Consider the following 23446-nt stretch of genomic DNA (forward strand, 5'->3'; position numbering starts at 1 on the left):
ATCAGATGGCCGTCAGAACGATAAGGGCGGAAATTCCCACGGCAATCAGGCTGGTACGATCCCGCAAAGCCCATATGACCGGGTCGTCATTCATCTGTCGCCGATGCGCTACCATCAGGGATCGTGCAAGCAGGAACAGCAGGATCGGGGGCAGGAGCCATAGAACATAAGGGCGCGTATATATTTCCCGCACAGCGGAAGAGGAAATATAAAGCGAAAAAACAGTTACAGCATTGGTTCCGCATGCCGCAGCCACTGCGGCCAGAATGAAAAGATCATCCTTGCGATAGGCCCGACTGCTGGATTCCGGCAGGTTGCCGTCCAGTCGGACGAGCAGTTCGGTATACCGCTTGATGAGGGCAAGGGAGGTAAACACGAATAATGAAAACGCCAGTAGCCATTCTGACAGTACTATTCCAGTCGCGGCTGCCCCGCCCAGAAGTCTAGCGGTATATAAAAGAGCCAGCCCCACCACATCCCCCAGCATCTTGCGCTTGAGCCAGAAAGAGTATCCGGTCGTCAGGGCGACGTAGCCCGCAAGGGTGAGCGAAAACATCCATGGCAGGAACAGGCAGGCGATCAGGGCAAACAGCGCCAGAAGCGGAATAGCCATGAGTGCGGCATGGACTGACAGTGCGCCACTGGCTAACGGCCGTTTTTTCTTGGAAGGATGCTGTCTGTCATCTCCCAGATCAGCCAGATCATTCAGAAGGTAGATCGCTGATGCCGCGGCACAGAAGGCTGCAAAGGCGATGGAAGTCTGCACAAACGTATGGATACTGAAATCATGTGCGGCCAGCGCAGGCATGAAGACCAGTACGTTTTTGGCATACTGATGAACCCGAAGGGCTTTGCGCCATATTTTTATTGTTTGTCGAGGTTTTTCTATTATGTCCACATCGCTGAATGTATTGAGCGTGCGGGAGGACCGGGCATCCAGCCCGATTGCATGACAGCGGTTGGCATGTCGCCAGATGGCCAGATCGTCGCGATGGTTTCCGACATAATCGAAGCCCTTGTCGCCAAAAACTTCAAGCAGGACCTTAGCCTTGTTGGAGGCGGCCAGGTTGTGGCGCGTATTGCTGGCAAACAGTCCGTCGAACAGGCCCAGATGCGCGGAAATGGCATGGGCGAAACGCTCGTTGGAGGCCGTGGCAAGATATACTGGCCGCCCCTGCGCCCGTGCTTCGTCAATCAGGGCCAGTACGGACTGGTGGTAAGGCAGCGTGGCGGCATCGACCTGCGTGCGCGATGCCAGAACGTCTTTCAGGTAAGCGCGTCCCCGGAAAAGTGATAGCGCCAGAAAGGGAAGTCCGGCCGGGCTACGTCCCAGATAGCTGAAAAAGGACTCTATCAGAAGATCCGTTGCAATCAGCGTGCCATCCAGATCAACCACGAGCGGGTATGAGGGCTCTTTACCCGACAATGCTGTCAGTGTCATTTTAGCCTCAATACGGGTTACGTTTTAGGAGAAACGTAGAAAGATTGGGGGAGGGCGCGTGTTTTTCTACGCGCCCGCCAGTCACGTCGTAATAAAACACCTGCCGTTGAACGGGAAAACCACAGGGCGGTTGCTAGTGGGTGTTACATATTTTTAGGCAGAAATAAGGCGGTCCATCATGTGCGATCAGACCAGCCCAGTTCATGACGGAGCATGAATACCAGAACAAGAACCCCCAACACCCCGATAAACAGGTAGGATTGCAGAAAATTCAGTGCTGTATCGGCCAGAAAATTGACGGGTGCCCATGAATTGGCAATCAGGACAAAGGTGGTGCCCAGCAATGTCCATAACAGTTTTTGCCGGACGGGCTCATAACGGTTTCCCAGCACGGCCAGAAACGCCAGAGAGAAGAGCGGAAGTATGATTCCGTAATGATGTTCCCATGCAACCGGCGATGCGGCTGTAAAACACACGGCAGAGACCATAAGGGATGTTGTTGCAGCCAGATGGCTTGCCGCCATGCGGGCGATCCACAGTGCGCCGATAATAAAGGCAAGCGTGAAAAACAGCGTTATCCAGCGGATAAATTCGTTATAGGGAGCAAAGTGCCCGCCATCCCATAACAGATTGGGACCATTACCAATCATTCGGTTAAGTAAACCGTTAAACGACTGGTTGGCATAAAAACTTTCGCCATGCTGTCCAATGTAACCCAGGACCCGCAAATAGCTGACCGGCCAGTTCCAGCCGTAAAGCAGACCCGAAAAAACGTAGCCTGCGATACAGCACGCTCCCACCCCGGCAACGAAAGCCCGGTCGCGCCTTACGGCACCCCATAACAGGAACAGGGCCATCTGTGGTTTTACAAGTGCGGATAACCCGATCAGCGCGCCTGCCCATCCTGATTGACCGCGTACAAAGAAATAGCAGGCAAAAACGAATAAAACATCGAGGAAAATCTGGATCTGGCCCAGATAGACAGCCCGCATGAGTGGGTAGAAACATACAGTAGCCGTTACAGCGGTAACGCATATCCATAAACGGAAACCGCGCTGATCAGACTGATCGGACAACCCTAGTAATCGTACCAGTTGAAGATCCAGAAGCATCATTCCGCCTGCCATGAACAGCCATGCCAGAGTGGCCATGACATTCAGAAAACGAACAGCGGCAAAACCGGAAAATGGTAGCCACTGGACCGTCAGCAGGGAAGTAAGGGGATACTGAAACTTTGTCCCGAGGCCGAAAAAGAAGTGTTCATAGGCATCTGCGTCCGGATTGAGCCGGAGCCAGTCCCGAACCGAAAGCATGGGGGACCATGAATCCGTTCCGTCCAGTCGCTCCATGGCGTGTAGTGTCACAAGGTTGTTTACGAAGTAGGGGCTTTCCATAGGAATGTTGCCCCCGTCACGGGTCATGTACCAATGTATTACTGTAATGGAAGTCCCGATTATCAACATCGAGAGGAAGATGAACAGGCTGGCAACGCGCAGTTTCTGGACCATCGCTGTTGCGGGACGCATGCCCGGCGTGGCAGTCAGACGTCCCGGTGCAACCGGATTAACAAAATAGGGCATGTTTCACGCTCCTGCCTGCCAATAGTATTCGACAGGCTGAACCCGCCGGATCATCGCAAGTTTCCCTTATGAATACTGTATGATTCATTATTCGTGTTATCGCGGCGCCACTGGCTGACAGATCACCACATGACATCAGATATCGATGCAACGCCGCACGGAACCGTGCATCTTTTCCTGTGACACTGCGTTACACGGCAGTAATAAAAATTGAGTGCCAAATGCAGCGACTTACCCTCTTTGCGAAAGGCAATGTCGATATCCATGACTCGCTGCATTCATGCCGGATTGGCGGTGTATTGCGCTGGAATGGAATCAGCGATGTCATCCGTAAAAACTATTCCGGCCTGACCGCACGCGTCCGGCATGAAACCTGGACACGTTCCGATGCCCTGTTGGCTGCAACCGGTGTGGTTCCCGCATCCGTGGCGGAACGGGACCTGCCTCTGGGCAGCTATCCGGCGGCCAGCCAGTTCAGCGATACACTGTTCACTACCCCGTCCGATGCGGTCATCTTGTCGATCCAGGCTGATGTGACATGCAGCATATTACGACACCGCACCGAAGGGTACTATCTTTATGCACCCGATATTACCGACTGGCGGGAGGAAGACAGGGCCTGGCTACGGCGGGAGTTCGAGCCGCTTGGCCTGCTGACGCCGGAACAGTCCATGGCCAATCTGGCCGCCATTGTGTCCCGCCTGCAGGTCGTGCGCGATGTGCCGGTAATGATCTATAACCTGTCTTTTATTATGCCGGGCGATGGTGTTCACTGCTATCTGGGGCTGGATGAAACATATCCTACACGAATTCGTCGTTTTAATTTGGCGCTCGTGGAACTTTCACAGGAAATTGGCATCTCTATTATTGACGTGGACGCCATCGTCGCGCGCCATGGTTCCGACAGACTGAAACTGGATACCGTTCACCTCACGCCGGAAGGGTATGAGGAAGTAACGAAAGAAACCGTCCGCGTAATGGATGACATTGGCGTATTCGACAATGTGGGGAACAGGAACTCATGAAAGCAAGTGTCATTATCCGGTCACGCAACGAAGCTGATCGCCTTCGCCTGACCCTGACATCACTGGTTGCACAGAGTACGCCCGCGCAGGTGGTGGTTGTCAATGACGGTTCTACGGATCACACCGCCGATGTCATTGCGGCGGCGGCGCAGGATCTCGATCTTGTCGCCGTGCATCATACGCGTGCGACAGGTCGGTCGGCTGCTGCCAATGCGGGTGCGGCGCAGGCTACGGGTGATATCCTGATTTTTCTGGATGGTGACACCCTTGCGGGTCCCGACCTTGTGGCCGAACACCTGATATCCCATTCCGGCCCTGCGGAAGTGGTGGCGCGGGGCGAAAATTACCATCTGCGCTGCACCCGCGCGTTTCGAGACCCGGAAACCGGCACGCCCCAGCCGGGGGAAGAAAGTCGTGTGGGCCGCATGACGGCGGGTGAACTGGCGCGTGCCGTGGTGACACGCCAGCAGATCCTGACGGATTTCGCGGCAGTGGACCGGCGTGCGCAACCCGGTGTCTATCCCGGTTATGGCCCACGCAGGCTATACGAACTGGAAATGGATGCGCTGCGGCAGGACGGCGCGTGTGACGTTCTGTGGGCCGCTGCAGCGGGTGCAAACCAGTCGGTGCCGCGTCAGGCATTTGTGGAATCTGGCGGCTTCCATCCTGATATTTCAATCAACGAACATCGGGAACTTGCCCTGCGCCTGTGTCAGGCGGGGCTGAAAATGGTGGCCTGCGTCGCGCGCAGTTACCACATGATCCATCGCAGCGGCTGGCGCGACCCGCTGGATGACAGGGACTGGGAAGCTGTTTTCTATCAGGCGCACCCGCGCACGGATGTCGCCCTGCTGCCGATCCTGTGGCAGAGCCTGAGCGATACGCATAGCGTACATGAGCGCGCGCGTATCTTTTCCCTTCCGCAACTATCAGCAATTGCAGCGCGTTACCCCACGCTCGATACCCCCGACGCCGTGCGTGACGCGTATATGGCGGCGATGAATATCCCGTCATCCCCCACCCTGGATGGAGAACTGCCGCGATGACGCAGATCCATATTGCAACCTTCGTCACTGAAAACGAACAGCCGACCATTTCCCGCACGATGTCCCTGCTGCGCAAGGGGCTGGAAGCGGAGGGGGCGAGCGTGTCGCACATGGTGGCGACGGATTATGACAGCCTGCTGGCGATGCCTGCCGGTAGCCTGCGTGTCATGTCGATGGCCCATGAACTGACGAATACGCATGTACCATGGGTGCAGGTGGCCCATACGCTGGACCAGCGTTGCGCGCTGCTGTGTGAACGCGGTGATCCGGTCATGATTACAACCGTATTCCGCCATGTCGATATACCTGACGAAGATGATGGCGGATACAGCCATGCGCTACGCATCCGCATACGTCGACTTAACTTTCTGGCGGCGGAACTGTCACGACGGCACGGGGTATTCGTGGCGGATCTGGATCGCATGCTGGCTGATACCGGGGGCACGACCCTGAATACGGATTACAGGTTGCGTAGCGACACCGCCGCCATGATCGCGGCACAGGGGCTGGCGCTGGTTGTGGTCAATAACGCACTTGATGCCTTCATGCCATTCGAAGCGCAGGAACGCGCGAAGGCGATCCTCATGGCCGAATGCCCGGTGCAGCGCAACGCCGCCAGTGTCATGCCGCAGGAAGTCATCGCCATGGGGCGTGGGCGGCGCAGGCAGGTTGTCACCACCATTACCGATACGGTTGAAGAAAACCACATGGCCACGCTGATCCGGCGTGTGCTGACCGGGCAGGTCCCGCCGGGGCAGGCTTTTGAAAAACTGGTCAGCGCGGTGCGGAAACGGGGCCTGCGGGACAGTTTTGACGCGATCTCATCGGGCATGTTCCGCCTGTTGCGCCCGAGTGCCTCATGACGCCGGTTGAGATGTTGCGCACCATGATGCTGATCCGCGCGTTTGAGGATGCGCTGGCACGACGGAGGGATCATGGTTTCCAGCTCCTGTCCACGGGAGAGGAAGCGGTGGCGGTCGGTCTGGCCACGGCACTGCGCGATGGCGACCAGCTTCTGACCGGCGGGCGCTCCATTGGCCCCGCGCTGGCGCGGGGTGTGGCCCCTGAACGGCTGATGGCGGAGCTGCTGGGGCGGACGGCCGGAATGAACCGGGGGCGCGCGGGGCGTGGGCATCTGTCGGACCCGGCGGCAGGCTTTTTTGGTGCGCACGCCGTGGTGGGCGGGAATATCAGCATCGCAGCCGGGGTCGCGCTGGCGCGGCAGATGGACCATGACAGCGGCATCGTCGCCGTTCTGTTTGGGGATGGAGCATGCGGTGAAGGGGCCTTGCATGAAACCCTGAACATGGCGGCATTATGGAAACTGCCATTGGTGTTCATATGCAACAATAACCAGCTTTCGGTTTCCACCGCGCGATCGGATGCGCTGGCGGTTGGGCAACTGTCTGATCTGGGGGCTACATTCGGTATGTGGGCACGTACGGTGGACGGGCTGGATGTCTGTGCCGTGGCCGATGCCGCCACACAGGCAGTGCAGCATGCCCGTTCCGGTCAGGGGCCTGCCTTTCTGGAATGTGTCTCCATCCGGATGCGGTCGCATTCGACAACGGCCCGGGAAACGCGCAGCCGCGCCGAACTGGCGGAACTACACACACGTTGCCCCATCCGCCGTTATGCCGCGGCCCTGATGGAGCGTGGCGATCTGGACGCGCAGCAGCACGAAAGGCTGTCGCTGGAGGCTACGATACGCGCGGATGGTGCGCTTGGTATTGCCGATGCTTCACCCTATCCGGACGTGGAAGAGGTCATGCTGCATGTTGGATAAACCAGAGGTCGCTACCCAGCGCCTGTTCTTTCGTGAGGCCGTGACCCGTGCGGTGCGCGAGGAAATGACGCTTGACCGTCACGTCATGGTCATGGGACAGGACGTGGGGGCATTTGGCGGCTCTTACCGCGAATTTGACGGACTGTACAAACTGTTCGGTCCCGCGCGCGTGCGTGATACCCCGGTTGCGGAAGGGGCCAGCATAGGGATCGCGGCGGGCGTGGCGGCGGCAGGCTATCGGCCGATAATCAGCATCACCTATATGGACTTCCTGATGCTGGGCTTCGATGCGCTGATAAATTATGCCGCCAAGCTGCGGTATAAAACAGCGGGTCGCCTGAATGCGCCGATGGTCGTCAAGACCACGGCAGGTGCGCAGGGGCAGGGGGTTGCACATTCCCAATGTATTGAGTCGTGGCTGATGAGCGTGCCGGGGTTGAAAATTGTCGCCCCCTCCACGCCCGCTGACGCATACGGGCTGATGAAGTCGGCGCTGCGCGAGGATGGACCCGTGGTCTATATCGACCACAAGCGGCTTTTTCCCACACCGGGCGAAGTCTCGCTGGCGGAAGAATTCGTCCCCTTTGGCAAGGCCTGTATCCGGCGCGACGGGACGGATGTGACGTTGGTGACCCATGGCTACATGACCCGTGTGGTCATGCAGGCGGCGCAATCCCTTGAAGGCGAGGGGATATCCTGTGAAGTGATTGACCTGCGCACCCTGTCGCCGCTGGATATCGCCACCGTTGCAGGTTCGGTCAGCCGAACGGGGCGACTTGTGACCGTGGAAGAAGGCCAGAGTACCTGCGGCGTCGGAACGGAAGTCGCCTGCCAGACATTCGAGCGGATCGGTCCCCGCCCATGGAAACGCCTGGGGGCGCTTCGTGCCCCGGTTTCCTCAAATCCCGTTCTGGAAGCGGCCTGCATTCCCGATGCGGCCCGGGTGATGGCCATGGCGCGCGCCGTTCTGGACCTGTGAACATAATTGCATTTGAGTGGAGAAAGACATGATCTATCAGTTGTCGGTTCCTGCTGCCGTGCCCGGCGTTGAGGAAATCCGCATTCTGGAATGGCACGGCGAGCCGGGCACGATATTCGAAACGGGCGACCTGATCGTCGAACTGGAAACGCATAAGGCGGTTGTGGAGGTGCGGGCAGGCCAGCCCGGCATCCTGCGTGAGATCGACGCCCGGCCCGGAGACTGGCTGGGCGTGGGCCTGCGTCTGGCGGTATTCAGCGACACGGCGGATGAGGCCCTGCCCGAAAGCAAGGCCCCCGCCACCGATATCCTGGTTGACTTTTCGGTAATCTGACCGGCTTCAGCCGGCGGCCCGGGCTGGCGTCCGGGCCGTCTGCCGTAAGCCGCGCATATCCGACAGGACATGCACGATTTCCTGACGCAGTTCCATCTGCATGCGGCCGCTCTGGTGAATGCCATCAGGCAGGTGCATCCCCCCGCCCAGTTCCGCCGCCAGCGCATCAACATCAATGACGGCAAGGTTACGGGTTTCGCTGATATCGTGCAGCATCAGGTTCTGTTCCTTGGCCGCAATATTCGACAGCGTAGCACTCATCGGCGCGTCAAAGGCGGAATAGTTCGATATGTCCTCATAACCGGATGTGGACATCCGGTTGAGGATGAGGATACGTCCCCCCGTTGTCCGTGCCAGTGTGTCGATCAGCGTTTCATAATCGCGGCGGATAACGTCCAGCGATCGTTTTACAGGCTCGAACGCGCTGGTAAGCCATGCGCGGATTGCCGGGCCCGCACCGGCAAGATGGTGGCGCATGATATGGACATGGTACCCAAGCTGCCGGTGGCGCAGGATTGATTGCGGCTCCACATTCAGTGACATCAGCACCGCATTGGCCGGAGCCAGCTTACGGGTGCCGGTGTCGGAAAAAATATCCAGCCGGTCCTTCAGCGGTGTATTGCGCAGGACAGACAGCAACGTGCCTGCGAATATCCAGTCTTCCGGTGTGGGGTGAATATTGGGGCGGGAGAAAAACTGGCGCAGGTCTTCGGCAATCGCGTCGGACTGCGCCGGTGTGCGCTCAATCTGTTCGATCAGGATTGGCGCGCAGGGGGCCAGTGGATGGTCAGGCACGAATACGCATTGGGTGGGCGCGCGCGTGGCCTCGAACATATCCAGAAAGCTGCATTTTTCGCCCAGTATGACCCCGGTGGCGTCACACACGCCCATGCTAAGCAGAGTGATGGGCGGTTCATTGCCTTCACACCACCAGCCCCGGCTGCGGCTGTACCAGCCGGACAGGAGGCCGGAATGAATATCGGCCAGCCGTGTCATCCGCCGTCCCGCAACCCCCATCAGGCGCAGTCTGCCGGGATCGCCCGTGTCTGTCGGGCCGTCTGGCGTGATCTGTGCCACTACGGTATCCGGGTCCCACGCATCAATGGCGCGGGTGCTGAGATACCCGCCGCGCGCCATATCGGACCGGATGGCCAGCCGACCGCTTACGCGCGGGGCGAAAACGATCTGGATATCCTGTTCTTCCGTAAAGGTGGGTGCGGATTTCAGGCGGGCGCTGGTAGGTTCCAGACTGATGTTGCAATACCCGATCGGCTGGCCCGCACGACAGGGCTGGCCATCTTCCACCAGCCAGCGCACACCGGAACGCACGATAGTGTAGCTGTCGGCTTTCAGGGGGCCGAACCGCAGGGCAATGGTGTTCATGCCACGCACCCCCCGCTCCACATGGCTTCATGGTGAATGATGCCCGCCACGGTGCAGCGTACGGGGCGGCCTATCGGTCCGTTCAGTGTCTCGGTCGCATCGGTGCTGAACAGGGCGACCTGTTCGCCCAGTGCATAATGTTTGCCCGGTACCGCGTCGAACCGCCGCAGGAATACGGCCTCACGCAGTACCAGCCGGTAATAGGAAACGGGGGGACATTCCTGCGCGAAGGCGCTGCTCAGATCCACGCTCAGGTCCAGCAGCTTGGCGCCCATGGGGAGTCTGTCACCAATAGCGGCATAGATACATTCAATTGTCGCACCTGACATCTGTGGCACGATTTCGGAAAGGCGGAATTCGTACAGCATCGTATTTCACCTTTATTGATGAAAGGGATTTGTGAATACTGGAAACGCAAGCTGTGAACGAATGTTGCAGGCAGTAACACTATTTGCCATCATTTTGCCATAGAATAGACAGGTGTTTCTTTTTTCGCATTTTCTGTCGTTTCGACAGTGATGTGATCAGTGTGCAGCGAACATCCATCGCCTGCCACCAGATCTATCTTGACGCCGCCTTCCTCCGCCGTCTGGATGACGCGCCAGTCGGGCGGGATGGATATACCGACCGGTCCGGTACAGGATCTCGGCAGGCACTGGCTGATGATGCGGGCATCGACCCGACCAAAAAAATACTGCCGCCAGTCGTTTTCCTGCCCGCCGCATGACAGGTCCCAGCTCATGAAATCAAAGGGGCGCCAGCCGCTATCATCCATCCGGACTTCGGCCCAGTAATGCATTGTGGGTGAGTGGGGATAAAGGAAGTTGCCACTGACCAGCCGCGCCGGAATCCCCCGCGCGCGACATAGAGCGACAAGAAAGGACGATGCCAGATGACAGTCGCAGCAACCATTGTCCAGTACCCAGTCCAGCGGCGTGTCAGCAGGAATCTGGTCATAATGTACCGGGCCGGACAGGAAAGTATCGAGAATGAAATTCCAGAAGGCAAGAACGGCCAGGCGTGGGGACTGATTACCCGCCAGCCGTCGGGACAGGGATGAGATCCGGTTCGTAATCCGGATCAGTCCCTCACCGGATTTCAGGTATAATGCAGGATCGGTTACGCTATCATCCGATGCGGCTTCGGTAGGGACGAAACTGATCCGTGCGCCCAGCCACGCATGATCGGTGTCGCCTGCGCGGATATGTCGTTCCATCCGGCCGTCTGTTACGATACAGGTTCCGCCGTCATGCGTGGTAAAGGGCTGAATATCCAGATCATGACAGCGTTCAGCCAGCGGCAGGGGCATGCGCAGCCGCAACGTTCGGCCCGGCGTCACGGCGCGTAAGGAAAAACGGCGCTTCATGCTTACCGTTATCCTGCCAGGCGGGTGCGTGGGTAACTCCTGCACCAGTCGTCGACTGGTCGTGACGTAATGTCTGGACCAGAAATCATCGTGTCCAAGCCGCCCGGCATTTTTCAGGTGGAATACAACCTCAACCGGGTCGAACAGGCACTGGCCACCCTGGGTGATGCGCACGCTCAACCCCTGTTGTATCCACCTGTCTAGCGCCTGACGGGCGGCCAGCCGGATGGTGTCCGACGGTTCGGAGAAGGCCCAGCCAAGAAGCATGATGGCTTCCAGTATCCGGCCTTCGTCAATCGTACGGTAACGGTCTTCAAATTGCGGGCCAGTTGGCATTTTCATGCTCCGTCATATGCGCCTTCTTGTTTTTATGACCGATTGATTTGTAGTAATAATTCAATTCCATGAATTATTATTTTCATAAGTTTTATTAAATTCTATAAAATCGCCTTGGGAATTGATATAATACTTATATAATTTCCTTAAACACAATTAAAATAAGTTATTAATTCTGTTATTTTACAGAAATATAATTTATTTAGTAATGATATTGCGGTAATCACGAGCCTGATAACCGCATCATTTTTCATCATATACCATTGGACGCGAGCATACTGTCTGTCGATAGGCCCCTTAGGGATGCAGTCCATGCCGACGGAATAGGGGAGGTGGTGCGTATCGCATCAGGGCAACGTATAAAACAGGAGCGGGATGCGTGTTCAGGATGAAAAATGGCTTTCAGTCGTAACGCGACCGCATGGGGGAAATTACTATATCGGGCCAGTGCCTGTTATGTTCGTTGGTGGAGACCACGCGAATACGCACAAGCTCCGGCAGTTGATCCTGTACCCACGATGGATGCCATTGGCCCATGCCAAAATAACTGATTTCCAGATCTGACACCGCCGTCATCAAGATGGCGTGCTGTGGCGGTGGGAGCGGGGTCAATGCGATGGCATGCCGGTGGGGCAGCCATGTCAGGACCAGTTGATTGCCCTCCAGCGACAGGCGGAGGTCGGACAGCCGGTTCAGCGGCGATGTGGCGATGCCGGTGGGAATACGGCTGCGCAGCGCAATGCCGTGAGGTGTGCCTGTAAGCGTGCGCGGATCATCCTGACTGCCCGGCTCCGCCTCTTCAATAAGACGACGCATCAGATGATCGATTTCGGACAGGTTACCCGTGCTGGAAACCACGGCCTGCTGGCGCTGGAACAGGGTCAGGCCAAATCGGGTGCCCTGCGTAAGGCTGGCCAGCAGGATGCCGAATATTACCAGCGCCACCAGTAATTCCAGCAGGGTAAATCCGCCTTGATGCTTCCGGTCGCCAGTCGGGCGTGCGCTCATGGTGTCGGTCCGGCGGTTGGGCCAATCCGCGCGGTGCGCAGGGTGATCGCGCGACGGTTTACGGTATCATCGTTGTGCGTATCTGTTGCTGCATCGGACCAGGATTCCGTAATTTCCACGGTGTAGAGCGTCATCCGGCCGCTGGTCTGTGATGGTGTGATCCGTAACTGCCAGTAAAAGCCACTGCCGTCTTCGCCGTGTTCGGAAAGCGGCCTTACGGCAAGGCCATGGCCGACGACCGCCAGATGGGACTGCGCACGGGACAGGGCCTCCATCGATCGTTCGGTTATTCGTGCGGCGCGCCATCCGCCAATCCCGCTTTCCCACAGCACCCCAAGCGCAAGGACGCCGATGATGAATGCCACCATCACCTCAAGCAGGGTGAAGCCGGATTCAGGGTGTCGTGCGTTCATGAGGTGATCTTTCGCATGGCGACATGGCCGGTCAGGCGGTCAACGGTAATCGCAATCCTGCCAGCAGGGGAGGCGAGAACGATTGTTCCGGCAGAAGTGCTGCCATCAGGGAAAAAGACGATCCGGGCCGGAACCTGCAGGGTCATGCCCACGGGCAACGTCCGTTGTGTGTGGCCACTCAGTCCATAGTTCCCTCCGGGCGTGGCGAGGAATACCACAGCCTGCTGCGTGGCGGTTGCGATTGCCCGTCCTTCGCGCAGTTCCGCGGCCAGCGTTTCCGCCGCGACGCGCAGTTCCAGTGCTGGAGCGTGCATTGGTCCCCGCGCAAGCAGGAGCGACGCCGCCAGCCCCGCCACCACAAGGACGATGATCATTTCCAGCAGCGTGAAACCGCCGGTTCGTATCGCCTTACTGCTGTGCAAGGTCGTTCAGTCCCAGCATGGCCAGCAGAAGGGACGAGACGATCCCCGCGATCATCGCGCCCATGACGATGGTGATGAGCGGGACCAGAACCGCGACCATGCGTTGCAGGCGCACGCGCACCTGCTCCTCATGAATTGCGGCGGCCCGCAGGGCCAGGGGGCCAAGCTGGGCCGTATCTTCCCCCAGGCGCAGGAGATGGACCGCGCGTGGGGGAAAGATGCCGCTATCGGCCAGTGTGCGTGACAGCGGACCGCCGCTGCGTGCGGTGTCGGCGGCGTGGTCTACCGACTGCCGCGCCGCGCGATTGCCGATCACGTCATGCACGATGGCCAGCGCAGACAGAAGCGGCACCCCGTTCATCAGCAACGTGCCCAGCGTGCGGGTGAAATGGGCGGCCATGATCTCGCGCGCCAGCGTCCCGATCAGGGGCACCCGCAGCCACAGCCGGTCCGCCCAAAGGCGGGGTCCCGGCCGCTGTAGAACGAACCGCACCACCAGCCCCGCCATCACCACGCCAGTCAGCAGAAACGGACCGTCATGTTCCAGCCAGTCACCCATGGCGATCAGCAGGCGTGTGGATGGGGGCAGTGCTGCATTGTTTTCCGCAAACAGGGGAACGAACTGGGGCAGAACCTGTGTCAGCAGAAGAATGACGGAACCGATCGCCGCCAGCATCAGCATGGCGGGATAGATCATGGCCGACTGGATGGTCGTGACCAGTGTGCGCTCGCGTTCCATCATGCCAGCCAGATGTTCCAGTGTGGATGGCAGGCTGCCGCCCGCTTCCGCCGCTCGCACCAGTCCTGCATAAAGCGGCGGGAAACTGCCCGGATGGCGCAGTAGGGCGGCATGGAAACTGCGCCCGTCGCGTAAGGCCGCCCGCACGCTGTCCGCGACGGCTCTGACCCGGCGGTTTGGCGCGGTCTCGACCAGAAAGCGCATGGCCCGGTCCAGATCCTGCCCTGCCGCCAGCATGACGGAGAGTTCGCGCGTAAGATATGCGGCCTCCGTGCGTCGCAGTTCACGGCGGCGGAAGGGCAGGCCGCGTGTCAGCGCGGAAAAGATGGATCGCCACCGGTCATGTCCCGCACCGGATTGCGCCCGCACCGGCATGTTGCCCTGACGGCGTATCCACGCAATGGCTTCGCTCTCACTCCCGGCATTGACGGCGCCATGTATGGTCTGCCCCGTCGGGGTTATGGCCGTGAAGTAAAAGACCGAAGGGGGGGGGCTGTCCGCCATTACATGCCGTCCGATGCGATGCTGCGGGTGACTTCCTCAATCGTTGTCTGGCCTGCCAGTGCGGCTTCAAGCCCGGCATCGAACATTGTGACCATTCCGGCAGCCGTGGCCGCGCGCTCAATGGTGGCATGATCGGCATGGGCGAAGATCAGCCGGGCAATGGTTTCGTCCGGCACGAGGAATTCGGCAATGGCCAGTCGCCCGGCATAGCCTGTTGCGTGGCAATGGGCACAGCCGACCGGATGATGCAGCATGATGGGTCTTACGGCTGTTCGTTCTTCCAGCCGGAAACGGGCAATCAGTTCCGGGGGGGCAGGATGGGCCACCCGGCAGTGCAGGCACAGCCGACGTACCAGACGCTGCGCCATCACGCCACGCAGCACGGCTGTCAGCAGGTAGTCTTCCACCCCCATGTCACGCAGGCGTACAATGGCCGCGGCAGCCGAATTGGTATGTAGCGTTGACAGGACAAGATGCCCGGTCAGTGCCGCCTGCACCGCAATCTGGGTGGTTTCCAGATCGCGGATTTCGCCCACCATCACAATATCGGGGTCCTGCCGCAGGATGGCGCGCAGCAGGGTGGCGAAATTCAGACCGATCTGCGGCTTGACCTGCACCTGACTGATCCCGGCCAACTGGAATTCAATGGGGTCCTCAACCGTCACCACGTTGCGATCAACGGTATTGAGCGTCAGCAGGGCGGAATAAAGCGTGGTGGTCTTGCCCGATCCTGTCGGCCCGGTCACAAGTACGATCCCATTGGGAAGCTGGAGGGTTTTCGTCAGCAGTCCGATTACGCCGGGGGCCAGCCCCAGCGCGCCGTAGTCGAATGTCACGGCGGAGCGGTCCAGAACGCGCAGCACCACCGTTTCCCCATGCAGGGAAGGAATGGTGGAAACACGGAAATCCACTTCCTGCCCCCGCACCGGCAGGCGGATGCGGCCGTCCTGTGGCAGCCGTCGTTCGGCAATATCCAGTCGTGCCATGATCTTGATGCGGGAGATGACTGCCGCCGTCAGTTGCACCGCCGGGCTTTCCGCTTCCTGCAGGATACCATCATGACGGTAGCGGATGCGCAGCCGGTCCTCGAAGGGTTCGATATGAATATCGGATGCACGGTTTTCCACCGCCCGGAAAATGATCTGGTTAACAAGGCGGATAACCGGCGCTTCGGACGCCATATCGCGCAGGCGCTCCGCATCATCTTCCAGCGGGGCGTCATGCTCGACCTTTTCCGTCTCTCCGGTGCCGGGATAAAGGCGTTCGAACGCGGCTTCGATCTCAACCGGGACGGCGACCACCATGCTGACCGCAAGGCCCGTGGCCGCTGTAATGGCGGTATGGATAAAAGGGTCCAGCGGATCGGCAAGGGCGAGTGTGATGGTGGTATCCGTGCAGGTCAGCGGCAGGGCGTGGCTGTCGCGCAGAAACCGCATGGACAACCGATCCGCCAGAACGGGCACCATCGGAAACTGCTCAGGCGTTACGAGGGGAAGATCGAGCAATGTCGCATAGGTTTCCGCCAGCGCGCGTTCTGATACGAGACCAAGGCGGAGCAGCGCGATATCCACCCGCCCCCCCATGTCTTCCGCAGCGCGGCGTCCGCGTTCGAGCGTGCGCGCATCACACCGTCCCGTTTCCACAAGGAGATGCAACAGGCGTTCCTCGGCTGAGGGAGGGGGGGCGGCGCTTTCGGTCATGCCGCCGGAATCCCGTGGCATCATGACGTTCCCCATGGGGCGGGGCCGAACAGGAACAGAACCCATAATGCCAGCGCCAGCCCCGGCCCGAACGGGATGCGTGCGGGCCACGCATCATCCGGCATATGTGTAACGGGTCGCGTCAGTTGCAAGATGCCTATGGCCAGCAGGGTCACGATGCTTCCCCCGGCGACGACCAGCGGCAACTGTTCGTATCCGATCCATGCGCCGGCGGCGGCAAGCAGCTTCGCATCTCCCTGCCCCAGACCCTCCCGCCCCCGGATGTAACGATAGGCCCCTGCGATCAGCCGGAAAGCGGCATAACCGATACCGGCCCCTATGGCATGGTCCCCAAGTGCCGCCGGGTTTATGATATCGCATTCGACAAGGCCCGCCAGTACCAGCGGCAGTGTCAACGCATCAGGCAGGCGCAGGGTGCGCAGGTCGATCCAGCCCAGCGCCAGCAGCGCCCACCCCAGAACGCACCCGCCCCATAGCCGCGCCATGTCAGGCACCCCGGAGAGTGCGCCTGTGGCGACAAGGGCAATGGCCGCCACCGTGATGGCGGCCAGTTCCACCGCAGGATGGAAAAAGCCGATTGGCGCGCGACAGGTGCGGCACCGGCCGTGCAGGCAGGCGTAACTGAACAGGGGAAGGAGTTCATGGGCTGAAAGTCCGCTTCCGCAGCTATCGCAGGCTGAACGTGCGTAAATGACGGGGCGGCCATGGGGCAGGCGCGTTATCAGGACCCCGGCAAATGATCCCATGAAGGGGGCCGCCAGCAAGGGCAGCAGTGTCATCTCATCCATCACGTCCGCCGTCCTAGGGATTGCAGATCTGGTGTGCGGTCTCATCGTTCCGGCCCGTGGGACCTGCGGAACACAGGTCGTAATCATGTCCGGCCCTTTCCGATGGGTTGTGATAGAGATAGGGGTGGTTCCACGGGTCAAGCGGCGCGCGGCCATCTTTTACATAGGGACCATTCCAGTTTTCCGTATCCGCCGGTCTGGTTACCAGCGCCTGTAATCCGTCCTCGGTCGAGGGATAGGAGCCGACATCAAGTTTATACAGGTCCAGCACCTGTCCGATCCGCTCGATGGACTGGCGGGCAATGGATGTCCGCGCACCGCCAAGCTGGCGTAGTGCCGCAGGCGCGACCAGTCCGATCAGAAGGCCAAGGATGGCGATGACCACCAGCAGTTCGATCAGGGTGAAACCGGCATCACGTAAAGGGTGCGGGGACGGTGCCGATACACGTTTTCGACAGGATGCGGAAATAAAATATCGACTTTTACTTATTTGGTGAAGAATATGTCGCAACGGATGGCGACCTGCATTGTCGGGGGTATCATGGGCGTTCCCTATCTGGGCTGCATGGCGCTGGTCGCAGCACTGTATCATCTGCCGCCGCGTGTCCTGCCCGCCATTCAGGCTGTAGAAGGGGGATATCCCGGTCTTGAACATCCCAATGGAAATGGCAGTCGTGACCTCGGCGTAATGCAGGTCAATACCGTGTGGCTGGAACCGCTTGCCCGTTATACCCGGATGCCTGTGGCTACCGTCTACCGCCGCCTGCGGGACGAAGCCTGCTATAATATCGCCGCCGCCGGGGCGATCATGCGGACGCATCTGGACAGGACGCATGGAATACTGCTTGAGGCGATCGGCGACTATCATTCCCATACTCCAACCCTGAACCGGACATACCAGTTACAGGTTCAGCAATCCGCAGCCCGGCTGTTCGCAACCCTTGGTCCCGCACCGTAACGGATGGGGCCTGTCTTTTCCTGTGCCTTGCATGTGTTTTGTAATATTTCAGGATAATTACGGGTGGAACTGGAACTCATTCATTCCCTGCGAGTTCCCGCATCATGAACGCGCGTGACATTTTAGGCTGGTGGATGCGGCAGATGCGCGATCTTCTGCCCATCCACTTCCACCGCGCGGAACGTTTATCAGGTGCCTGTCAGGTCAGGTATTATTCTGACCAGGTTATAATTCGGAAAAATAACGAAGAAGAGATTTACCGGACTTTCATTTCACACGGCAGCCCGGCAGAGCCGGATGGAGATGATGCCTTCATGGGGGCTGTATCGGGTCTTCATGATGCCATGAAGGGCATGGTTGCCGCCCATGGCGTGAACGAGGCCATCCTATATCCGGGCGAGGGGGCATTATTGGAGCGGGACGTGGCGTTTCCTATGGTGGCCGAAAAAGCGTTGGATCGCATCCTGTCCTATGAAATGGATCGACTGACCCCTTTTGCCGCAGCTGACGTGGTGTTCGGCTGGGCGGTGCGGCGGCGGGATACGTCCGGGGGGCGTATTCATATACGTCTTTCGGTTGTGCCGCTGGCGGCCTTGCGTGGTCTGCCCGCCATCCTGCGCGCGGCAGGTGTCATTCCCGTAGCACTGGAGGTCTCCCGTCCTGACAGTACGGTTCTACGCCTGCCGCTGACCCGCGATCAGGTGGCGGGGGGACGTGTGCGAACGGGCATGCTGTCAGCCTGCATGGTAATGGCGGTAATTGCGTTGATACTTCCTTTTGTCCGGCAACAGCACGATAACGCAGGGCTGGACCGCCAGATGGCGGCGCTGGGGCCGGATGCGCGTGCCGCCGAACAGATACGCCAGAAATTTCTGGATGGTGCCGCAGGGCAGGTCATGGTCCATTCGGAACGCCAGCGGCTGGGTGATCCCCTTGCCATACTGGCGGCACTGACCAACGCCCTGCCCGATGGAACCTATCTGACCGATATGACGCTGCAGCAGGGTCAACTGCTGGTCAGCGGTCGTTCGCCCGTCAGCACGCGCGTCATTCAGGCGATGAGTGCGAACCCGGTTTTCGCCGCCCCTGCATTCGCTGCCCCGGTAACGCGCACGGAAGGCAGCGAAAGCAGCCAGTTTTCCATCCGGGCCGGAATACCCGTGCGATGATGGCCTCCGGCTCATCGGAGCAGACGGGACAGACCGTTCTGCCGGAAGGACGCAAGGGGCAGGCTCTGGCGGTCGGCATCGGACTGGTCGTGCTGCTTGTGCTGTGGAATATGGTCGCCATGCCGTTATGGGGCTGGTACCACAGCCGGGCGGAGGCGCTGGATACAAGGCGCGCGGTTGTTGCGCGCATGGCGGTGCTGGCTGCGGCGTTGCCCGCCCTGCGCAGGCAGGAAGCCAGTGTACCCGCAGGGCCCTCATTCCTGCTGGAAGGCGGGAACGATACCGTTGCAGCGGCGGCATTGCAGGAAAGGGTGCAGCAGATGGCGACGGAACAGGGCATGGCCCTGTCCAGCGTGGAGACCCTTGCCGCTGTTTCCGTGGGCCGGTACCGGCGTATCGGGGTCAGCATCGCAACGCTCACGTCATTTCCCGCCGTAATTCATTTTCTGGACGCCGTGGAACGCGCATCGCCCGTTCTGCTGGTTGATGGCCTGCAACTGCATGTCACGGGTGAGAATGTGGGCGGCGCGCCCTCCCTTCAGGCAGCAATGACGGTTCTGGCATTCCGCCGGGGTGATCCGCAGGATGGCGCGCGTCCGCAGGTGGCGCCTTGATCCCGCCTGTTTCCATACTGCGGCGCAGGATGCCGGTGGGCATCACGCCGATGATCCTGTGCGGGGTGGCCTTGGCGGGTGTTATCGGGACGGAGATTTATGGGGGTAGAGACAGGCATACTGTCCCTCCGCGCCTTGCCGCATTGTCTGTCCCGATACGAAGGGAAAATGGACGGGGGGAGCAGGCCGGTTGGGCCGACGCCATCCTCGCGCGGCCACTTTTCAACCCTTCCCGTCGCCCTGTTGCGTCCGTTACAGCCGGAGCACAGAGCCTGCGACTGGCGGGGATCATCATCAGTCCGACAGGCCGCAAGGCAATCTTTGTCGTAAGCGGCGTGCCGGAAAAAGCGGGTGCGGACAAAACGTCCCTCCGCGGCATGCCTGTAGGTGAAGGTGAACAGGCCGGGCCATGGCATGTGCGCCATATCGGCGCGCAGACAGTTGAAGTGGACGGGGCAGGGGGTGTCCAGACCCTGCGGCCTGCACGTGCCTCCGGTCACGGGCCGACACATCTGGCGGGGAAGGAAGACGATGTTCCGCCTTCCTCTGCCGAGGATGAGATCCTCATACCCGCATCCCGCTTTCCCGCCCCACCTTCCCGTCCGGACCAGCCCCATCCATGAAGCATGCCCGCATTCTGAAAACAGGACATTCCCGATCGATGGGCAATGGCGTTCATTATGTCGTATTTCTATGCTGCCTGCTGGTCGGCTGTGATTACAGCGACCATCCCAAAATCCAGCCTTTGTCCGAACCGCTCCTTCTGGGGGATGGCAGCGCCCCGCGCGTCAATGGCAAGGTTGGTTCCACGGACCAGATCACACCCGCGCAGGTCAGCTATGGCCGCGACATGACACCGCGCCTGACCCCCAATGTGCGTAGCGGGCAGGCTGGTACCATAATGCTGGATTTCGCTGAAACGGATATCCGCGATGTCGTCGCCCAGATTCTGGGCGGTGTGCTGCATGTCAATTACACGATTGATCCGGCTGTTACCGGGGCGGTCACGTTGCATACGGCAACCCCCCTTCTGCCTGCGGAAGTGCTGCCAACCCTGCAGATGCTGCTGGGGGAAGTGGGGGCAAGCCTGGGGAAGACCGGCGGCCTGTATCGCGTGCTGCCCGTGGGCGGGAAGGCGGGTAGTGGCGGCGGGGCGGGTGGAAGTGTCAGCATGGCTGAAGATGCCGGACTGGCGGGCAGCACCATGGTTGCCCTGCATTACGCCGGGGCGGAGGATCTGGCCAAGGCGCTCCAGCCTTTTGTGCAGGCGGGCAGCCGGGTTACACCGATGGCGGGCACCAACGCGCTGCTGGTTAGTGGTGATCCCGTTACGCGCGATACGATCGTCAGTCTGGTGCATGCGTTCGATATCGATCTTCTGGCCGGGCAGTCATATGCCCTTCTGCCTGTGCCTTCAGGCAGTGCGAAAGACGCCGCCACGGCATTGCAGGAAGCATTGCATGGGCGTGGGGGCGCCCTGACGCAGGAAGTGCGGGTCATCCCGATGACGCGTGTCGATGCGGTGCTGGTGGTGGCGGCGTCCAGCCATTACATCGACGATGCCCGGCGTCTGTTCGATCTGCTCGAACGGACACGCCGGACAACGATGCGGAACTGGCATGTCTATTACCTGCAGAATACCAATGCGAATGATGCAGCCTACGTCCTTCAGCAGGCTTTCACGCCGGACGACGTTACGGCCCAGCCCACCCAGCCGCCCCAGCCCAATATTCCTGGTGCAAGCAATCAGCAGATGGGGCAGGGCACGGGGGGGCTGACTGGTGGCGGTGGGCTTGGGACAGGACAGGCCATGACGGGCGGCGGCCTGATGGGGGGAGCGGGCGGGGCCGCCTCCCTTCTGGGCCAGCCTGCGCAGGCGGCGGGGACCGGGACGGGGCAGGCAGCCAATCAGAATCCGTTACTGGGGGGGCTGGATAATAGTGGCGGCGGCAATGGCGGGCGGCAGCGCGGTATGCGGATTATCCCCAGCCCGCAGCATAACGCCCTGCTGATCTATGGTACCGATCAGGAAAACGATACGGTGGAGGACATGCTGCGCAGGATCGACATCCTGCCCATGCAGGTCCGTATCGATGCCGTGATCGCCGAGGTGCAACTGAATGATGCCCTGCGTTACGGCACGCAGTTCTTCTTCAAATCAGGTGGGATCAACGGCGTACTGAGCGCCAACAGCCAGACCATCACCACCGGCAGGCTGGCTACCGCCGCGTTCAGCCATACCCTGCCGGGATTTATCATAGGGGGGGCAACGGGTGGCGGTGCGCCCTTCGCCATTGATGCGTTGCAGAACGTGACCAAGGTACATGTCCTGTCATCGCCACAGATCATGGTTCTTGATAATCAGCCTGCGCGGTTGCAGGTCGGGCAACTGGTGCCGATCCAGACCGGATCGCAGTCCAGCACGATTGGTACATCCATATACAATCAGTTTACCTACCAGCCGACCGGCGTCATCATGCAGGTTACGCCACGGGTCAATAATGGCGGGCTGGTCACGCTTGATATCTCGCAGGAAGTCAGTTCCGTCAACGATACGTCATCCAGCACCGTCAATCCTACATTCAACGATCGTTCCGTCACATCCCGCGTGGTCATACAGGATGGGCAGACAGTCGGTCTGGCGGGGCTGATTACCGATACGTCGTCACGTAACAATAGCGGTGTGCCATGGTTCAAGGATATCCCGGTTCTGGGGTTTCTCGCCGGGAACCAGAGCAATAATCACCAGCGTACGGAACTGCTGGTGCTGATCACCCCGCATGTCCTTCATGACCAGCGTGATGCGCAGGCCCTGACCGAGGATATGCGCGAAAGCCTGACCAGTGCCGCCGCCGTGCCAGACGAACTGGCGCGGATGCATTCCAGTGGCAGCGCCGACCCGCAGGCGCGCATAAGACGCGGCGTGGGCCTTGGGCCATGAAGGCGCGACGGCTGGCAGGCAAAGATAACGGTTTTGCCCTGCTGGTGGTGCTGTGGACGATGGTGATGCTGTCCTTCCTTGCCTTCGCCATTATTGCCACGGGCAGGCGGCAGGTGCGCATGGCGGCGCTGGAACGCCTGCACGCGCAGTTGCAGGCACAGGCGGATGGTGGCGTATGGGAAGCCGCGTTCCATCTTCTGGACCCCGCGCGTGGGCACTGGAGCGCGGATGGCGTGATTCATCAGGTCCGGCATGATCGCATCGTTATCCAATATCGCATTGTCAGCGAGGGCGGAAAGGTCAATCCCAATCTGGCGTCCCCCGATCTGCTGGCCGCATTGCTGCGGGTTATCGGCGCACAGGATCGTATCGCGCAGATGGTCGCTGCGAATATTCGCGCATGGCGCTTTCCGTTGCAGCAGGGGGCCACGCCCCCGGCGGGGAGTGCGGCTGCCTACGTAGCAGCCGGGCTGACCTATGGACCACCGGGCGCTCCCTTCCAGACGCCCGAGGAAACCGGTCTGGTTCTGGGTATGACACCCGGCCTGACGCGGCAGTTACTCCCCTATCTCAGCCTGTACTGGGATGCCGACCCGATCCTGTCCTTGGCATCGCCCGTTGTCCGGCAGGCTCTGGTCATGACAGGCCGTAATCCGGCACCCGACGATGAAGCGCGTGCGCAGACCATTGTGGGAATAGACGTAACCGTCACTGACACGTCTGGTGCGCGTGCCCTGCGGCATGCGGTCATCACGACGCAACCGGGGGGAAATGCCGCCTTTCCCGTGCGGATCGTGCAATGGGATATGCCGCAGAATTACTGATCTCCGCATTTTATATCGATATAATTTCGAAAATTATTTTAACAATAAAGCAACTTGCCGGACAGTCGC

The 23446-nt window shown here is 59.8% G+C and carries 24 protein-coding genes; 12 read left to right on the forward strand and 12 right to left on the reverse strand.

Annotated elements, in window-relative coordinates:
* Window position 1 precedes the first annotated feature (1 nt).
* Together KSAC_RS00810 and KSAC_RS00815 are read right to left on the reverse strand one after the other, a co-directional pair.
* Entirely contained in the window at window positions 2-1441 is a 1440-nt protein-coding gene (locus tag KSAC_RS00810; RefSeq protein WP_132303604.1) for a UbiA family prenyltransferase, read from the reverse strand.
* 176 nt (window positions 1442-1617) lie between these two features.
* Window positions 1618-2949 (reverse strand): glycosyltransferase family 87 protein, encoded by a 1332-nt coding sequence (locus KSAC_RS00815; protein WP_165927258.1) that lies wholly within the window; start codon window positions 2947-2949, stop codon window positions 1618-1620.
* A 293-nt stretch (window positions 2950-3242) separates the two neighbouring features.
* Here KSAC_RS00815 and KSAC_RS00820 point away from each other — a divergent pair, with 293 nt between their 5' ends.
* From KSAC_RS00820 to KSAC_RS00845, 6 genes are read left to right on the forward strand one after another with little or no spacing between them, the layout of a single operon-like run.
* Window positions 3243-4046, forward strand: coding sequence for an SGNH/GDSL hydrolase family protein (locus KSAC_RS00820; RefSeq protein WP_132303608.1), 804 nt, complete (start codon window positions 3243-3245; stop codon window positions 4044-4046).
* A complete protein-coding gene (locus tag KSAC_RS00825; RefSeq protein WP_132303610.1) occupies window positions 4043-5092 on the forward strand; it encodes a glycosyltransferase family 2 protein in 1050 nt (349 codons plus the stop codon). The genes KSAC_RS00820 and KSAC_RS00825 overlap by 4 nt, the downstream gene beginning before the upstream one ends.
* Window positions 5089-5955 carry an SGNH/GDSL hydrolase family protein gene (locus KSAC_RS00830; RefSeq protein WP_132303612.1) on the forward strand — a complete coding sequence of 289 codons (867 nt, stop codon included), beginning with the start codon at window positions 5089-5091 and terminating at the stop codon, window positions 5953-5955. The genes KSAC_RS00825 and KSAC_RS00830 overlap by 4 nt, the downstream gene beginning before the upstream one ends.
* Window positions 5952-6878 (forward strand): thiamine pyrophosphate-dependent dehydrogenase E1 component subunit alpha, encoded by a 927-nt coding sequence (locus KSAC_RS00835; protein WP_132303614.1) that lies wholly within the window; start codon window positions 5952-5954, stop codon window positions 6876-6878. The genes KSAC_RS00830 and KSAC_RS00835 overlap by 4 nt, the downstream gene beginning before the upstream one ends.
* Window positions 6868-7857 (forward strand): alpha-ketoacid dehydrogenase subunit beta, encoded by a 990-nt coding sequence (locus tag KSAC_RS00840; RefSeq protein WP_132303616.1) that lies wholly within the window; start codon window positions 6868-6870, stop codon window positions 7855-7857. Before KSAC_RS00835 ends, KSAC_RS00840 begins: the two co-directional genes overlap by 11 nt.
* A gap of 28 nt (window positions 7858-7885) precedes the next feature.
* Window positions 7886-8191 carry a lipoyl domain-containing protein gene (locus KSAC_RS00845; RefSeq protein WP_102324044.1) on the forward strand — a complete coding sequence of 102 codons (306 nt, stop codon included), beginning with the start codon at window positions 7886-7888 and terminating at the stop codon, window positions 8189-8191.
* Window positions 8192-8197: 6 nt separating this feature from the next.
* Here the strand turns inward: KSAC_RS00845 and KSAC_RS00850 are convergent, their stop codons facing one another.
* From KSAC_RS00850 to gspG, 10 genes are all read right to left on the reverse strand, one after another.
* Entirely contained in the window at window positions 8198-9574 is a 1377-nt protein-coding gene (locus KSAC_RS00850; RefSeq protein WP_132303618.1) for a hypothetical protein, read from the reverse strand.
* Window positions 9571-9942, reverse strand: coding sequence for a hypothetical protein (locus KSAC_RS00855; RefSeq protein ID WP_132303620.1), 372 nt, complete (start codon window positions 9940-9942; stop codon window positions 9571-9573). The genes KSAC_RS00850 and KSAC_RS00855 overlap by 4 nt, the downstream gene beginning before the upstream one ends.
* An 89-nt stretch (window positions 9943-10031) precedes the next feature.
* Window positions 10032-11282 carry a transglutaminase-like domain-containing protein gene (locus tag KSAC_RS00860; RefSeq protein WP_243705246.1) on the reverse strand — a complete coding sequence of 417 codons (1251 nt, stop codon included), beginning with the start codon at window positions 11280-11282 and terminating at the stop codon, window positions 10032-10034.
* Window positions 11283-11678: 396 nt separating this feature from the next.
* On the reverse strand, window positions 11679-12284 hold the full coding sequence (locus KSAC_RS00865) for a prepilin-type N-terminal cleavage/methylation domain-containing protein (RefSeq protein ID WP_132303622.1): 606 nt from the start codon (window positions 12282-12284) through the stop codon (window positions 11679-11681).
* Window positions 12281-12697 carry a PulJ/GspJ family protein gene (locus KSAC_RS00870; protein ID WP_132303624.1) on the reverse strand — a complete coding sequence of 139 codons (417 nt, stop codon included), beginning with the start codon at window positions 12695-12697 and terminating at the stop codon, window positions 12281-12283. Before KSAC_RS00870 ends, KSAC_RS00865 begins: the two co-directional genes overlap by 4 nt.
* Complete coding sequence (locus KSAC_RS00875) at window positions 12694-13119, reverse strand: prepilin-type N-terminal cleavage/methylation domain-containing protein (protein WP_132303626.1); 426 nt, start codon at window positions 13117-13119, stop codon at window positions 12694-12696. The genes KSAC_RS00870 and KSAC_RS00875 overlap by 4 nt, the downstream gene beginning before the upstream one ends.
* A complete protein-coding gene (locus KSAC_RS00880) occupies window positions 13106-14362 on the reverse strand; it encodes a type II secretion system F family protein (RefSeq protein WP_132303628.1) in 1257 nt (418 codons plus the stop codon). Before KSAC_RS00880 ends, KSAC_RS00875 begins: the two co-directional genes overlap by 14 nt.
* Window positions 14362-16086 carry a GspE/PulE family protein gene (locus KSAC_RS00885; protein WP_243705247.1) on the reverse strand — a complete coding sequence of 575 codons (1725 nt, stop codon included), beginning with the start codon at window positions 16084-16086 and terminating at the stop codon, window positions 14362-14364. The genes KSAC_RS00880 and KSAC_RS00885 overlap by 1 nt, the downstream gene beginning before the upstream one ends.
* Complete coding sequence (locus KSAC_RS00890; protein ID WP_165927259.1) at window positions 16083-16871, reverse strand: prepilin peptidase; 789 nt, start codon at window positions 16869-16871, stop codon at window positions 16083-16085. The genes KSAC_RS00885 and KSAC_RS00890 overlap by 4 nt, the downstream gene beginning before the upstream one ends.
* 13 nt (window positions 16872-16884) lie before the next feature.
* Window positions 16885-17382 carry a type II secretion system major pseudopilin GspG gene (gspG, locus tag KSAC_RS00895; protein ID WP_408884736.1) on the reverse strand — a complete coding sequence of 166 codons (498 nt, stop codon included), beginning with the start codon at window positions 17380-17382 and terminating at the stop codon, window positions 16885-16887.
* Here gspG and KSAC_RS00900 point away from each other — a divergent pair.
* From KSAC_RS00900 to KSAC_RS00925, 6 genes are all read left to right on the forward strand, one after another.
* On the forward strand, window positions 17374-17829 hold the full coding sequence (locus tag KSAC_RS00900; RefSeq protein WP_308410025.1) for a lytic transglycosylase domain-containing protein: 456 nt from the start codon (window positions 17374-17376) through the stop codon (window positions 17827-17829). The two genes, gspG and KSAC_RS00900, sit on opposite strands and share 9 nt — an antisense overlap.
* 314 nt (window positions 17830-18143) lie before the next feature.
* Window positions 18144-18998, forward strand: coding sequence for a PilN domain-containing protein (locus KSAC_RS00905; protein ID WP_165927260.1), 855 nt, complete (start codon window positions 18144-18146; stop codon window positions 18996-18998).
* The gene (gspM, locus tag KSAC_RS00910) at window positions 18995-19612 is read left to right on the forward strand and encodes a type II secretion system protein GspM (RefSeq protein ID WP_132303634.1); all 618 of its coding nucleotides are present in this window, start codon (window positions 18995-18997) and stop codon (window positions 19610-19612) included. The genes KSAC_RS00905 and gspM overlap by 4 nt, the downstream gene beginning before the upstream one ends.
* Entirely contained in the window at window positions 19609-20235 is a 627-nt protein-coding gene (locus tag KSAC_RS00915) for a hypothetical protein (RefSeq protein ID WP_132303636.1), read from the forward strand. The genes gspM and KSAC_RS00915 overlap by 4 nt, the downstream gene beginning before the upstream one ends.
* Window positions 20236-20273: 38 nt before the next feature.
* Window positions 20274-22553, forward strand: coding sequence for a type II secretion system secretin GspD (gene gspD / locus KSAC_RS00920; RefSeq protein ID WP_243705248.1), 2280 nt, complete (start codon window positions 20274-20276; stop codon window positions 22551-22553).
* Window positions 22550-23377, forward strand: a complete 828-nt coding sequence (locus KSAC_RS00925) for a type II secretion system minor pseudopilin (protein ID WP_132303639.1) — start codon at window positions 22550-22552, stop codon at window positions 23375-23377. The genes gspD and KSAC_RS00925 overlap by 4 nt, the downstream gene beginning before the upstream one ends.
* The last annotated feature ends 69 nt before the right edge of the window (window positions 23378-23446 follow it).

The organism is Komagataeibacter saccharivorans (genome assembly GCF_004348195.1).
GTDB classification, from domain to species: Bacteria; Pseudomonadota; Alphaproteobacteria; order Acetobacterales; family Acetobacteraceae; genus Komagataeibacter; species Komagataeibacter saccharivorans.

Coding starts and splice junctions, on each gene's coding strand:
- KSAC_RS00885 (WP_243705247.1), bottom strand. CDS start 16,086: ATGATGCCACGGGATTCCGGCGGCATGACCGAAAGCGCCGCCCCCCCT.
- KSAC_RS00855 (WP_132303620.1), bottom strand. CDS start 9,942: ATGCTGTACGAATTCCGCCTTTCCGAAATCGTGCCACAGATGTCAGGT.
- KSAC_RS00900 (WP_308410025.1), top strand. CDS start 17,374: ATGTCGCAACGGATGGCGACCTGCATTGTCGGGGGTATCATGGGCGTT.
- KSAC_RS00815 (WP_165927258.1), bottom strand. CDS start 2,949: ATGGTCCAGAAACTGCGCGTTGCCAGCCTGTTCATCTTCCTCTCGATG.
- KSAC_RS00925 (WP_132303639.1), top strand. CDS start 22,550: ATGAAGGCGCGACGGCTGGCAGGCAAAGATAACGGTTTTGCCCTGCTG.
- KSAC_RS00845 (WP_102324044.1), top strand. CDS start 7,886: ATGATCTATCAGTTGTCGGTTCCTGCTGCCGTGCCCGGCGTTGAGGAA.
- KSAC_RS00830 (WP_132303612.1), top strand. CDS start 5,089: ATGACGCAGATCCATATTGCAACCTTCGTCACTGAAAACGAACAGCCG.
- KSAC_RS00825 (WP_132303610.1), top strand. CDS start 4,043: ATGAAAGCAAGTGTCATTATCCGGTCACGCAACGAAGCTGATCGCCTT.
- KSAC_RS00905 (WP_165927260.1), top strand. CDS start 18,144: ATGGGGGCTGTATCGGGTCTTCATGATGCCATGAAGGGCATGGTTGCC.
- KSAC_RS00840 (WP_132303616.1), top strand. CDS start 6,868: ATGTTGGATAAACCAGAGGTCGCTACCCAGCGCCTGTTCTTTCGTGAG.
- KSAC_RS00860 (WP_243705246.1), bottom strand. CDS start 11,282: ATGAAAATGCCAACTGGCCCGCAATTTGAAGACCGTTACCGTACGATT.
- KSAC_RS00880 (WP_132303628.1), bottom strand. CDS start 14,362: ATGGCGGACAGCCCCCCCCCTTCGGTCTTTTACTTCACGGCCATAACC.
- gspM (WP_132303634.1), top strand. CDS start 18,995: ATGATGGCCTCCGGCTCATCGGAGCAGACGGGACAGACCGTTCTGCCG.
- KSAC_RS00870 (WP_132303624.1), bottom strand. CDS start 12,697: ATGAACGCACGACACCCTGAATCCGGCTTCACCCTGCTTGAGGTGATG.
- gspD (WP_243705248.1), top strand. CDS start 20,274: ATGGGCAATGGCGTTCATTATGTCGTATTTCTATGCTGCCTGCTGGTC.
- KSAC_RS00850 (WP_132303618.1), bottom strand. CDS start 9,574: ATGAACACCATTGCCCTGCGGTTCGGCCCCCTGAAAGCCGACAGCTAC.
- KSAC_RS00890 (WP_165927259.1), bottom strand. CDS start 16,871: ATGGATGAGATGACACTGCTGCCCTTGCTGGCGGCCCCCTTCATGGGA.
- KSAC_RS00835 (WP_132303614.1), top strand. CDS start 5,952: ATGACGCCGGTTGAGATGTTGCGCACCATGATGCTGATCCGCGCGTTT.
- KSAC_RS00810 (WP_132303604.1), bottom strand. CDS start 1,441: ATGACACTGACAGCATTGTCGGGTAAAGAGCCCTCATACCCGCTCGTG.
- KSAC_RS00820 (WP_132303608.1), top strand. CDS start 3,243: ATGCAGCGACTTACCCTCTTTGCGAAAGGCAATGTCGATATCCATGAC.
- KSAC_RS00865 (WP_132303622.1), bottom strand. CDS start 12,284: ATGAGCGCACGCCCGACTGGCGACCGGAAGCATCAAGGCGGATTTACC.